General features: G+C 50.5%; 10 protein-coding genes. 5 read left to right on the top strand and 5 right to left on the bottom strand.

What is annotated here, in order from left to right; genetic code table 11:
- Window positions 1-115 precede the first annotated feature (115 nt).
- Window positions 116-676, bottom strand: a complete 561-nt coding sequence (gene grpE, locus ACTHUG_RS10155) for a nucleotide exchange factor GrpE (RefSeq protein ID WP_003747507.1) — start codon at window positions 674-676, stop codon at window positions 116-118.
- A 150-nt stretch (window positions 677-826) separates the two neighbouring features.
- Between grpE and cysE the strand changes: the two genes are divergently transcribed.
- Window positions 827-1,645, top strand: coding sequence for a serine O-acetyltransferase (gene cysE / locus ACTHUG_RS10150; protein WP_440386692.1), 819 nt, complete (start codon window positions 827-829; stop codon window positions 1,643-1,645).
- A gap of 74 nt (window positions 1,646-1,719) precedes the next feature.
- Here the strand turns inward: cysE and ACTHUG_RS10145 are convergent, their stop codons facing one another.
- Window positions 1,720-2,310 carry a tyrosine-protein phosphatase gene (locus ACTHUG_RS10145; RefSeq protein WP_222571455.1) on the bottom strand — a complete coding sequence of 197 codons (591 nt, stop codon included), beginning with the start codon at window positions 2,308-2,310 and terminating at the stop codon, window positions 1,720-1,722.
- A 124-nt stretch (window positions 2,311-2,434) separates the two neighbouring features.
- Here ACTHUG_RS10145 and mnmC point away from each other — a divergent pair, with 124 nt between their 5' ends.
- Entirely contained in the window at window positions 2,435-4,045 is a 1,611-nt protein-coding gene (gene mnmC, locus ACTHUG_RS10140) for an FAD-dependent 5-carboxymethylaminomethyl-2-thiouridine(34) oxidoreductase MnmC (RefSeq protein ID WP_440386691.1), read from the top strand.
- Window positions 4,046-4,122: 77 nt separating this feature from the next.
- Here the strand turns inward: mnmC and ACTHUG_RS10135 are convergent, their stop codons facing one another.
- Window positions 4,123-6,495, bottom strand: a complete 2,373-nt coding sequence (locus ACTHUG_RS10135) for a TonB-dependent hemoglobin/transferrin/lactoferrin family receptor (RefSeq protein ID WP_440386690.1) — start codon at window positions 6,493-6,495, stop codon at window positions 4,123-4,125.
- Between the two features lie 175 nt (window positions 6,496-6,670).
- Window positions 6,671-7,294 (bottom strand): biliverdin-producing heme oxygenase, encoded by a 624-nt coding sequence (locus ACTHUG_RS10130; protein ID WP_440386689.1) that lies wholly within the window; start codon window positions 7,292-7,294, stop codon window positions 6,671-6,673.
- 413 nt (window positions 7,295-7,707) lie between these two features.
- Here ACTHUG_RS10130 and ACTHUG_RS10125 point away from each other — a divergent pair, with 413 nt between their 5' ends.
- Genes ACTHUG_RS10125 through ACTHUG_RS10115 form a run of 3 tightly spaced genes read left to right on the top strand, consistent with a single transcriptional unit; the run spans window position 7,708 to window position 11,194 of the window.
- The gene (locus tag ACTHUG_RS10125; RefSeq protein WP_204789067.1) at window positions 7,708-9,018 is read left to right on the top strand and encodes a paraquat-inducible protein A; all 1,311 of its coding nucleotides are present in this window, start codon (window positions 7,708-7,710) and stop codon (window positions 9,016-9,018) included.
- Window positions 9,015-10,676: an intermembrane transport protein PqiB gene (gene pqiB, locus ACTHUG_RS10120; RefSeq protein ID WP_070837389.1), complete on the top strand. Its 1,662-nt coding sequence runs from the start codon at window positions 9,015-9,017 to the stop codon at window positions 10,674-10,676. Before ACTHUG_RS10125 ends, pqiB begins: the two co-directional genes overlap by 4 nt.
- Window positions 10,676-11,194, top strand: coding sequence for a PqiC family protein (locus ACTHUG_RS10115; RefSeq protein WP_440386688.1), 519 nt, complete (start codon window positions 10,676-10,678; stop codon window positions 11,192-11,194). Before pqiB ends, ACTHUG_RS10115 begins: the two co-directional genes overlap by 1 nt.
- A 56-nt stretch (window positions 11,195-11,250) precedes the next feature.
- On the opposite strand, the gene grxB is transcribed toward ACTHUG_RS10115, so the two are convergent.
- On the bottom strand, window positions 11,251-11,961 hold the full coding sequence (gene grxB, locus ACTHUG_RS10110; RefSeq protein WP_440386687.1) for a glutaredoxin 2: 711 nt from the start codon (window positions 11,959-11,961) through the stop codon (window positions 11,251-11,253).
- Window positions 11,962-11,972: the final 11 nt, after the last annotated feature.

Raw genomic sequence — 11,972 nt, 5'->3', positions numbered from 1 at the left:
CATTTTCCGATTCCGGTTTATCGGAATGATTTTCCAATAGCGGAACATCGGGTTTTGAAACCGGATAAGGCCGTCTGAAGATTTTATGCTTGATAAACTTTATCAAGCGATGCCTTCAATCTTCTTTTTTCGCCACGACAACCATTGCAGGACGCAGCACGCGGTCGGCCAATGTATAGCCTTTTTTCATCACGCTGACGATGGTATTCGGCTCTTGCTCGCTGACGACTGCCTGCATGGCTTGATGTTGGTGCGGATCGAGTTTGTCGCCCGGCTGCGGGTTGATTTCTTTAATGTGTGTGGCATCAAATGCTTTTTGCAGCTCGTTCAAAGTCATTTGCACGCCCATTTTCAGTGCATCGAAATTGCCGCTTTGGTCCAGCAGCGCCATTTCGAGATAATCTTTAACCGGCAACATTTCTGCTGCAAATTTTTGTCCGGCGAATTTATGGGTGTCGGCGATTTCCTGCTGATGGCGGCGGCGCAGGTTTTGCTCGTTTGCCAGACCGCGCAATTCGCTGTCTTTGAGCTGGCCTTCCAACTCGGCGACACGCGCCTGAAGTTCTTCGTAAGTCGGTTCGGCTTGTTCGGTTTCAACGGTTTCGGCAGTTTCTACGGCTGCCGCTTCTTCTGCTTCGTGTTGATGTTGTTCGTTATGCTCCGTCATTTCTGACATCCTTTTAGCGTGTTGATATTCGATGTTTCATATATAAGGCCGTCTGAAAAAACTTCAAGCATTTGAACGTCGATTATCAAATGCCTTGTTAAAAGACGTTGGAAAACGGTAAGATAACCATCTGATTGTATTCTTCAGACGGCCTCAAACATGAAAAAAGACCATTTGAATTCAACTGATTTTAATCTGTGGCACACCATCCGCGAAGAAACCGAAGTGGCCGCCGCGGCCGAGCCGATGCTGGCGAGCTTCCTGCATCAAACCGTATTGCGCCACCAGTCTCTCGATTCGGTATTGGCCTACCATCTTTCCAGCAAGCTCGGCAGTCCGATTATGGACGTGCGCGCGCTGTTTGAAATTTATCAGCAGGCTTTAAGTGCGGACACCCGCATCAGCAAATGTGTCGAGGCCGACTTGAAAGCCATTTACGAGCGCGACCCGGCTTGTGATGAATATTCGCTGCCGCTGTTGTATTTCAAAGGTTTCCACGCCGTACAGGCACACCGCATCAACCACTGGCTTTATCAAAACGGCCGCAAAACGCTGGCGTATTTCCTGCAAAACCGCATGTCGGAAGTGTTCGGCGTCGATATCCACCCGGCCGCCCGTTTCGGTCATGGTTTGATGCTCGACCATGCCACCGGTTTTGTCGCCGGCGAAACCGCCGTCTTGGGCAACAATATTTCCATCCTCCACGGCGTAACGCTGGGCGGCTCGGGCAAAGAAAGCGGCGACCGCCACCCGAAAATCGGCGACGGCGTGATGATTGGTGCGAACGCTTCGATATTGGGCAACATCCGCATCGGCAAAAATGCCAAAATCGGCGCAGGCAGCGTGGTGGTTGCCGACGTACCGTCTTCGATTACCGTTGTCGGCGTACCGGCCAAACCGGTCGGCCGCTCTTCAAAAACCCCTTCTGCCGATATGGATCAAAGCATTCAATTATCATCTACGGATTTTGTGATTTAGACCGTCTGCCATTAAAAAGGCCGTCTGAAAAAACAAATCTTTCAGACGGCCTTTTTATGTTTTGAATCTTGGCGTCAACCGCGTTTGCGCAAGGCTTCCAAATGCGTTTTAACCTGCTTGACTTTCTCTTCGGTAAACAGCTTGGCAATGTTTTTCCAAATGCTGTGATAACCGTAAGGCCCATGTTGCATTTCGGCTTTTGCCTCTTCCACCGGCCAACCTTGATAAATGATGCGGTACATTCCGGCAATCAAACCGGTACGGTCTGCGCCGTGATAACAATGGATAAGCACTGCGCCGTTTTGCTGTTGTTTTTCAATCAGGTATAGGATTTCCGCAATCTCTTTCGGCTTAATGCTCCATGACAGTAACGGACGGTTTAGCAAGGTCAAACCATACGCCTTCAAATGGTCGTCATCGTTGCGGTCGAAAAAGCGCAGGTTGATCACGCTTTGAATGCCCAGCTTGACAATGGCTTCGCCATCTTCGGCAACGGGCTGCTCGCTGCGGTAAAGCTTGTCATCGATGCGATAAAGGTTGGCATCGTGTTTAATGGGTGTTGCCCACCGTTCGGGCTGAAAGGCTTGGCCGCCGTTATCCGGCGGCGCGGATAAACAGGCAACGGGTAAGCCGGAAGCGAGAAGGCACAATAAAAGACGGCGCATAAAATTCCTGTATGAAAATCAATGGGAAAACAAATATCGAAAGATTTTATCAAAACCCGTCCGGATATTCTATCCGCGCAAACCGCGTTACAATAAAGCCTCTTTTTTCAGACGGCCTTTCATCATGACCTGCCTTGCTTGGAACACCACACCTTCCCTTGCTACCCTTTGCCGCGCCATCGAACAACATACCGCGCCGCTTTATTTGATTGTCTGCCTGCCTGAAAACCATATTCCCGATTTTCCGCTGTCAAATCATCCCTCCGAGCTTGAAGGCCGTCTGAACAACCGCCTCGTTCAAGCCATGAAATGCCTTCAGTTCAACAGCGTCAATGTTTTAGAAAACCTCTTGCCTGATGTGCATCTCTGGCTGGTTCCTCCACACCGCGCCGACCGCTTATACGAACATTTCCATCATATCGAATGGCAAACCGAAGCCATACCCCAATCCACCCCAACTCCCCTAAAACCTTGGTTCAGACGGCCTGAACATCAAGCCGCGCCCGAACACGTCCTGATTATCGGCGCAGGCATTGCCGGCGCGGCAACCGCACGCAAACTGGCTGAGCACGGCATACGCGTTACGGTTTTGGAGGCAGGTAAAGCGGCGCAGGCAGGCAGCGGCAACCGCCAAGGCTTGCTCTACGCCAAAATCTCGCCACACGATACCGAACAAACCGAGCTGCTGCTGACAGGCTACGGCTACACGCGCCGATTGTTGGAAGACTTGCTGCCCGACTCCGACGCATGGGGCGGCGACGGCGTATTGCATTTGAATTTTGACGACAGCGAACGCAAACGCAATCAGGCCTTGGGTTTGCAACACCAGCATAAACACCTTTACCGCAGCGTATCTGCCGAAGAGGCTGCGTCCATCGCAGGCATAGACGTATTTTCAGACGGCCTTTACTGGCCGCAAGGCGTATGGCTGAATCCGCCCGCCGTCGTGCATGCCTTATTGAACCATCCGCTGATCGAGTTACACGAACACTCGCCGCTGACCGCCGTATCGCATGACGGCGCACAATGGACGGCACACACGCCAAACGCGCATTTCAATGCCAGCCATATCGTTTACTGTATGGGTGCGCACAGCCCGACTGCTGCCGACACCAATGTCTCATCCCTGCCTTTCCGCCAAATCCGCGGCCAAACCGGCGTTGTATCCGCCAGCCCGTTTTCACAAAAACTGCATTGCGCCATTTCCGGCGAAAGCTACATCAGCCCGAGCTGGCAAGGCAGCCACTGCTACGGCGCGACATTTGTCCTCAACAGCAACGATGAAACTTGGTATCCGCACGAAGAAGCCGAAAACCGCGATGCCTTGCACCAGCTTAATCCGCCATTGGCACAATCCCTATTTTCAGACGGCCTGCAAACTCCACCGCTCCAATCCACACAAGGCCATGCCGCCCTGCGTTGCGACAGCCTCGACCACTTGCCCGTTGTCGGCGCACTCGGCGACATCGCCGCCATGCAGTCCGCCTACGCCAAACTGGCATTGGACAAAAACTACCGCCTCGACAATATTCCCTGCCCTTACCTGCCCCATGCCTACATCAATACGGCACACGGCACACGCGGCCTGGCGACAGCCCCCATCTGCGCCGCCGCCATTGCAGCCGAAATACTCGGCTTGCCGCATCCGCTATCGCAAAGGCTGAGAACCGCACTACACCCCAACCGCGCCATCATCCGCGCGATTGTTCGGCAGCAACCGTTGTTATCCGTTTAAAATTTTCGTTTTAAATAAAAAAGGCCGTCTGAAAGTCATTAAAACTTTCAGACGGCCTTTAGCTATCCGTTAACTGCTTAGAATTTCCATTCCAGCGATACGGCGTAGTTGCGGCCGGGTGCGCGGTAGCGGTCTAAGCCTTTGCCATCGCGGTCAACGCCGTTGGTGGTGCTGTAGCTGTACAGACCGCGCAGGGAGTCCCAAGTGGTGGATTTGCGGTTGAACACATTATACACGCCCGCGCGCAGGGTCAGGTTTTTCACTGGTTTGTAGAAGCCGTACATATCAAACACATAAGCCGATTTGTTCAACCATGGATAGTCTTTTACCTTTTCTTGCAAAGGCGTACCCCAGCCATCGTTTTCAAACACAGTGTACTGCGCATCTTTGGCTTTTTTCGCACCCAAATAAGTCAGACGGGAGAACACGCCCCATTTCTCGCTCGGGCTTTCGTAGTCGACACCGGCAATCACTTTCAGAGGCTGAGTGGACAGCAGGCTGTTGTTGCCTGACAGTTTGCTCTTCGCGTAACCGACAGAACCAAACAATTTCCAGCCTTCAGGTACAAAAGAAACCACTTGACCCAAATTCAGACGGCCTGTCAGTTCAAGACCACGGATTCTGGCCTTGTCGATGTTTTGCATCTGCCAATCCAGTTTTTCGGAATAAGGATCGCTGCAAATACCATAGTAGTAATTCATCTGAGTACAGCCGACATCGCCGCTGGTGGTCAGCTTATGCTCTTCAGACAGGAAGTTGCGGTAATTGCTTTGATACAGGTTGGCATCCAGAGTGCCTTTTTCGCTGCGGCCTTGCAGAGAAAGGGTATGAGTGATGCTGCGCTCGGCTTTCAGGTTCGGATTAGGCAACCAGTTACCCGAACCGTGGTTGTAGGTGAAATACACTTCGGACGCATTGGGGACACGGTAGCCGGAAGTTACATCGTAACCCAAACGCCATGTCTGGCTCAGTTGCGCAGCCAAACCGACAAAACCGCTCCAACCTTTATAAGTGTTGGCAGCAGGTGGTGTTTTGTCACAAGCATGACACTCGGAGTTCAATTCCTGAGGCATCATTTTGGTGTGGTCGTAACGAATACCTGCGCGGCTGCTGAACACGTCGTTCCATTGGATTTGGTCGGACAGCGAGAAACCGTAGTTGTTGGTTTTCACCGGATGCTGAATCGTGCTGGTCGTGCGCAAAATACGGCCGCTGAAGTAGTAATCGTCGCGGTTTAAGTTTTCAAACTCACGTTGGCTGGCAAATGTTTTAAACGACAGGCGGTGTTGCCCACCCAGTTGCAACGGCTGGCTGTCCATACGCAGCGTAATGCGTTTGAAGGTTGTATCCATGCTGCGGTTGTAGATTTCGTCCAAATCCTTCTGGTTGTAGTTGCGCGTCCAGGTGGAATAATCCATCGGGAACGAGCCTTTGTAGTTAACCGCCGCCACTTTGGTTTTCTGATAATCGATGTCTGCCTTCAACAATGACAACCAATTTGAATCAGGCGTCCATTCGTAAAACAGGTTGGCATTGCGCCGTCTGTTGACATCGTCGGCTTCGCGCCAAGAAGAAGCGGTCAGGTTATAAGACTCTTCAGTCGTGTAATTGTGGCCCTGCTGACCGTTGAGCGATGCTCCGATACGGTGGTTGTCGTTGATTTGATAAGCAATCTTACCCAAGAAGCTGTGGTATTTATGTTTGGACGGATCAGGAATACCGCGCGCAGAACCACGAATATTCGCTCCGCTACCGGCACCCTCTACCGGATAGCCACGCTCGCCCGCACTTTCGGTCTCATGACCGCGACGTTGCGAATACAGCAAAGCAGCATCCACGCGGTCGTTGCTCACGCCGAAACCAAGTGTATTTGTCCATTCGCGGTTGCGGCTGCTGTAACCGTTTTTCATCATCACGCCGAACTGACGCTCAGGCAACAGCAAATCATGACCTTGCAGGGTTTGGTAATTCACGCCGCCACCCAATGCACCGCTACCGGTATTGAAAGAGTCTGCGCCCTTCACGATTTCGATGTTGCGCACGAGTTCGGGGTCGATAGACAGACGCGAGCTGTTGAAGTTGCCATAACGGGCATACAGCGAGTTTTCTTCGGAATCAGGCAGGTTTACGCCGTCAATGCTGACGCCGACACGGTTGCCTTCCACGCCGCGTACGGCAAAGCCTTTTTGATGGCGGCCACTGTCGCTCAAGCCAACGTCGGTGGAATAACGTACCAAGTCTTTGTTGTCACGTACCATTTCTTGTTGGATACGGCCAAGGTTGACACGTTCCACGGCTGCAGGCGCATTGCGCTGACCTTTAACGCGGACTTCTTTTATCTCTGCTTTAACGGGTGTGGTTTCGGTTGCAGCTTCATCTGCTGCCAAGACTGGATTGCCGAAAATACTGCCGACCAGCGCGGCAATAGGGAGCATTTGTAATGGTTTCATATTATCAACTCAAGGTGTAATGGATTGTTCATCCATCAGTTAATACATAATAAATTTTCTGATAATCATTAATGATTAATAAGACAGCAACCCGTTCAAACAAAACTTTGTAGTGTAATTAAAGGCCCCTGCAAACATCTACGCCGAGACCTTGTCTGTTTGATTTAATTATTTTTTAGAGTCTGTGCGGCATCATACCTTCAGGCGCTTCCGCACCTTCCGGCAAACCGAAGGTTTCACGCAGAATCACTTTATAGAATTCAAAAGCTTCACGCGCGCCTTGAATGGCTTCCGCTTCAGCTTCCGGAGTCAAGTTCAAAGCATTCAGATGCTCGACAAAAGCGCGCCAGTGTTTGCCGCGGCCGTTCGGATGAGGAGCCAGGTGGCGTGCGCCAAATTCGCCGGTGTATTCGAGTTTTTGAGCATGTTTGAACAAGAATGCCGCACCCAAATTAGAACCTTCGGCGCAATACAGCCAGCCGATGGCTTTATTACCGGTTTCGTGTGGCAATTCTTTGTCAAATTTGTAAGGCTCTTCACCCAAGTCTTTCAAGTCTTGAGTCACGGCATCGTAACGCGCCATGTATTCAAGCTCTGGAATGGCTTTGTTCAATTCGGCATCTTTATAGATGTGATCGACGGCCTTATGGAAAACAGATTGAAGTTTCAAGAATTTGATGTAGTTTTCTTTGCTGGAAAAAGGCTGAACGGACATAACCAAGTTATCAACGCTGTCGTGTGTAACTGTGGTTTGCTCTTTTAAGCGTTTGGCGAAAGTCAGCTCTTGTGTTTCACTCATGATGTTTCCTTTGAATTAAGAGACTAATAGTTTCAGATGGTTTCAGACGGCCTTTATGGTTAAAAATCCGTCTAATTTGAAAAGAATCGTTTTAAAAACAAAGAAGATAATTTTTAACCTGCTTCAGATTCGTTGACCGCGTACCTTCCACAGATCTACAAGGCTCATCGTGTTTTTAATTAATGAGAATATATATTATTTTTATACTAATGACAATAAACCAAACTAAGACCTATTAATAAAATTTAACGGCTCATAGCAATAATCTTCTAAACCCTTTTCAAACTTTTCAGACGGCCCAAACCTTATTAAGCAGCCGCCATTCAATCAAATATCGACCTAAATTTGGGCTATCCTTCTGTTTTCCTTTATAATGCGACACTCTTTGCACCTTCTTTATCCCCTGCCGAACCATGAAACGGATTCCTGCCTACCATCGCTGGTGGCGCTACAAGTCTTATCTTCCTGATGCGACGCTGCCTGCACATACGGTGGAATGCCCGGATTGCGGCTGCCGTATGGATATTCCGCGCCTACGTCAGGGGCAGGAAGCGCATTGTCCGGTGTGCAACCATGAAATCGTGGAGGTGGAAAACAATCCGTATATCGCGCCGATCGCCTATGCGCTGACAACCTTGATTCTGATGGCGTTTGCGTACAATATGGTGTATATCCGCGTCGATTTGTTCGGCGTAACATCGATTTTGTCGCTACCACAAATGATGCGGCTTTTAATTTCGCTGGATTATGGTTTTCTGGCGGAAGTGATGTTTATCCTTACTTTCGGCGCGCCTTTACTGTTTTTACTGCTCTGTCTGTATGTTTATACGGCTTTGATACGCGAAAAGGCCTACCCTGCGCTGCGCTTTGCGACGCGTGTATTGGTGCGGCTGCGTCATTGGATTATGGTGGATGTGTTTTTCATTTCCACTTTGGTGGCGTATATCAAGCTCTCGTCCGTTGCTACGGTAGAGTTCGGTTCGGCGTTTTATCTGATGTTTCCGCTGTCGGTCATGCTGATTCGGACTTCGGTATCGATTCCGCAGCATTGGGTTTATTATAAGATTCACCGTTTAACCGGCGGCCATGCGGTTCAGACGGCCTCTGAGGACAAAATCTGTTGCAGCCGCTGCCTGTATTTCCGCGATAAAGACGAGCAGCCTTGCGGCGTTTGCGGTGCGGACTTATACCGCCGCCGCCCGAAAAGCCTGAGCATTTCACTGGCGTTTTTAGTGGCGGCGTTTATCCTGTATTTCCCTGCCAACATCCTGCCGATTATGATTTCGTCCAACCCGACGGCTTTGGAGATCAATACGATTTTCAACGGCATTGTTTATATGTGGGACGACGGCGACCGGTTGATTGCGGTGATTATTTTCAGCGCGAGCATTATGGTGCCGGTGTTGAAGATTATCGCGATGGCGGTTTTGATTTATTCCGCATACTTCAAACCCGTGATGAGCGCGGACAAGATGTCGGTTTTGTATCGGATTACCGAATCCATCGGCCGCTGGTCGATGATCGATATTTTTGTGATTATTATTTTGATGAGTTCGTTCCACACCAATATGGCGCGTGTTGTGCCGGGCGGTGCGGCGGTTTATTTCTGCCTGGTCGTTATTTTGACCATGCTTTCGGCCTATTATTTCGATCCCCGTCTGATTTGGGACAAGCAACAGCAGCTTTCAGACGGCCTTGATTCTGAGCAGACCTTAAAACAATGAAAAAACACGATTCTTCACCCAATTATCACGCCCCGGCGCGTGTCAAGAAAACCAATGTCTTCACGTCTGTCGTGTGGCTGATTCCGCTGATTGCGCTGATTGCCGGCGGCTGGCTTTTGGTTAAAGACATCCGCAACCGCGGCCCTGTCGTTACGCTGTTGATGGACAGCGCCGAAGGCATCGAAGTTAACAACACCATTATTAAAGTGTTGAACGTCGATGTCGGACACGTTACCCGCATCAAATTGCGCGACGACCAAAAAGGCGTGGAAGTTACCGCCCAACTCAGCGCCGATGCCAAAGACCTTATCCGCAGCGATACCCAATTTTGGGTGGTCAAACCGCGTATCGACCAAAGCGGCGTTACCGGCTTGGGCACTTTGCTTTCCGGCTCCTATATCGCATTTACACCGGGCAAAAGCAGCGAAACCCAAGATGTGTTTGTCGTCCAAGACATTCCACCAATTGCCGCCATCGGCCAAAGCGGCCTGCGCCTGAATTTGGTCGGCAAAAACGACCGCATCCTCAATGCCAGCAGCCCGATTCTGTATGAAAACTTTATGGTCGGCCAAGTAGAAAGCGCGCATTTCGACCCGTCCGACCAAAGCGTGCATTACACCATTTTCATCCAAAGCCCCAACGACAAACTGATTAATTCGGAAAGCCGTTTCTGGTTGGAGAACGGCATCAATATCGAAACCACAGGCAGCGGCGTCAAACTCAACTCCGCTCCTCTGCCTGCCCTGCTGTCGGGCGCGATTTCGTTTGATTCGCCGAAAACCAAAAACAGTAAAAACGTCAAAAGCGAAGATAGCTTCACGCTTTATGACAGCCGCAGCGAAGTGGCCAATCTGCCTGACGACCGCTCGCTGTATTACACCGCTTTCTTCAAACAATCCGTACGCGGCCTGACTGCCGGTTCGCCCGTCGAATACAAAGGCCTGAATGTCGGCGTGGTTTCCGATGTTCCCTATTTCGACCGCAACGACAGCCTGCATTTGTTTGAAAACGGCTGGATTCCTGTGCGCATCCGCATTGAGCCTTCCCGTTTGGAAATCAATGCCGACGAGCAAAGCAAAGAGCATTGGAAACAACAATTTCAGACGGCCTTAAACAAAGGCCTGACTGCCACCATCTCCAGCAACAACCTGCTGACCGGCAGCAAAATGATTGAGTTGAACGATCAGCCTTCCGCCTCGCCCAAGCTACGACCGCATACCGTTTATGCCGGCGATACCGTTATCGCAACCCAAGGCGGCGGTTTGGACGATTTGCAGGCAAAAGTGGCCGATTTGTTAGATAAATTCAACAATCTGCCATTGGATAAAACCGTTGCCGGCTTGAACGGCTCGCTTGCCGAGCTCAAGTCCACACTCAAATCTGCCAATGCCGCCCTAAGCTCTATCGACAAACTGGTCGGTAAACCGCAAACGCAAAACATTCCGAACGAGCTGAACCAAACCCTGAAAGAATTGCGTCAAACCCTGCAAGGCGTATCGCCTCAATCGCCTATCTACGGCGACGTGCAAAATACGCTGCAAAGTTTGGACAAGACTTTAAAAGACGTTCAACCCGTGATTAATACTTTGAAAGAAAAACCCAACGCGCTGATTTTCAACAGCAGCAGCAAAGACCCTATCCCGAAAGGAAGCCGATAATGCGCCTCTTCCCGATTGCCGCCGCCCTGACGCTTGCCGCCTGCGGCACCGCGCAAAGCACACAATATTTCGTCCTGCCCGACAGCCAGTACATCCGTCCGGCTGCACAAGGCAACGAAATCACGGTCAAAGTCAACCTTGCCGAACCGCTTGCCAACGGCGGCCTCGTTTACCAAACCGACGCCTATCATGTGAATCTGGCGAAAAACCACCTTTGGGCAGCACCGCTCGATGGCGCGTTGGCGGCCAACCTCAGCAACAAGCTCAACCGCCTCAATCCGCGCCATACTTTCGTCCCTGCTTCACGCAGCCAAAGTAGCCAAACCCTGAAAGTCTATATCGAAGCTTTCCAAGGCAGCTATCAGGGGCAGACCACCATCAGCGGTTATGCACAATGGCCGGACGGACGCAGCAAACCGTTTCACGCCATTACGCCGCAACAAGGCGACGGCTATACCGCCATGCTTGAATCGTTGGAAAACGGTTTGTCACAGGTTGCCGATACGATTGCTTATTAAACGAAAGGCCGTCTGAAAGATGTTCAGACGGCCTTTTTTCATGTTTCAAACATTCATTACAACGCGCGGTCAAAATACAGAGCCACGCCGGATCGCTCGCTCATCGCCAACAAATAATCCATCAATTTTTGCGGCCATTGAATACCGCGCACAACGGTCAGGTTGCGCAAAATAGGGAAAGTCAGGATATCTTCCAAACTGATTTCACCGCCCAAACCCTTGCCTTCGCACACCAGCGTTTCCAGTTCGGCCAAGTCTTGATGCAGACGTTCCAGATACTGCGCCGTTTTGTTCAGGTTGGTCTCGAAATTGCCGATATTTTTCTCTTTTTTGTCGATATAGTATTGTTTCGCTTCATCGGTCTCAAACTCGGGCAGGTCGATTTTAACCATGCGCGGCTGAACCAATTTATTATTGTATTCGCCCACTTTGTCCAACCAAGCCTGAACCTCGGGACGAACCTCTTCTTTCAGACGGCCTTGATCGATATAGTGGACAATATCCAAACTTTCACCCATAAACGAACCGTCTTCTTTTTGCAAAATCGGCACTTGTTTTGAGCCAATCATGCCAATCGGCGTAGCTTCGTCATCGTTCGCCAAGACGACCTCTTCCACCGCCACATCGCGCAAGCCGAAAATCATCCTTGCACGAACGCAAAACGGGCAATGGTCGTAAATATACAGTTTCATCGAAATGCTCCTTAAAATTTCAAAACGGTTAACCATAACACCCAAGGCCGTCTGAAACAAGGCTTCCTGAAACATAGTGCCACCTT

The organism is Neisseria sp. P0022.S009 (assembly GCF_051956675.1).
GTDB lineage: Bacteria > Pseudomonadota > Gammaproteobacteria > Burkholderiales > Neisseriaceae > Neisseria.
This window is presented reverse-complemented; position numbering and strand designations above follow the sequence as displayed.

Coding starts and splice junctions, on each gene's coding strand:
- ACTHUG_RS10130 (WP_440386689.1), bottom strand. CDS start 7,294: ATGAGTGAAACACAAGAGCTGACTTTCGCCAAACGCTTAAAAGAGCAA.
- mnmC (WP_440386691.1), top strand. CDS start 2,435: ATGACCTGCCTTGCTTGGAACACCACACCTTCCCTTGCTACCCTTTGC.
- cysE (WP_440386692.1), top strand. CDS start 827: ATGAAAAAAGACCATTTGAATTCAACTGATTTTAATCTGTGGCACACC.
- ACTHUG_RS10115 (WP_440386688.1), top strand. CDS start 10,676: ATGCGCCTCTTCCCGATTGCCGCCGCCCTGACGCTTGCCGCCTGCGGC.
- ACTHUG_RS10135 (WP_440386690.1), bottom strand. CDS start 6,495: ATGAAACCATTACAAATGCTCCCTATTGCCGCGCTGGTCGGCAGTATT.
- ACTHUG_RS10145 (WP_222571455.1), bottom strand. CDS start 2,310: ATGCGCCGTCTTTTATTGTGCCTTCTCGCTTCCGGCTTACCCGTTGCC.
- pqiB (WP_070837389.1), top strand. CDS start 9,015: ATGAAAAAACACGATTCTTCACCCAATTATCACGCCCCGGCGCGTGTC.
- grxB (WP_440386687.1), bottom strand. CDS start 11,961: ATGTTTCAGGAAGCCTTGTTTCAGACGGCCTTGGGTGTTATGGTTAAC.
- ACTHUG_RS10125 (WP_204789067.1), top strand. CDS start 7,708: ATGAAACGGATTCCTGCCTACCATCGCTGGTGGCGCTACAAGTCTTAT.
- grpE (WP_003747507.1), bottom strand. CDS start 676: ATGTCAGAAATGACGGAGCATAACGAACAACATCAACACGAAGCAGAA.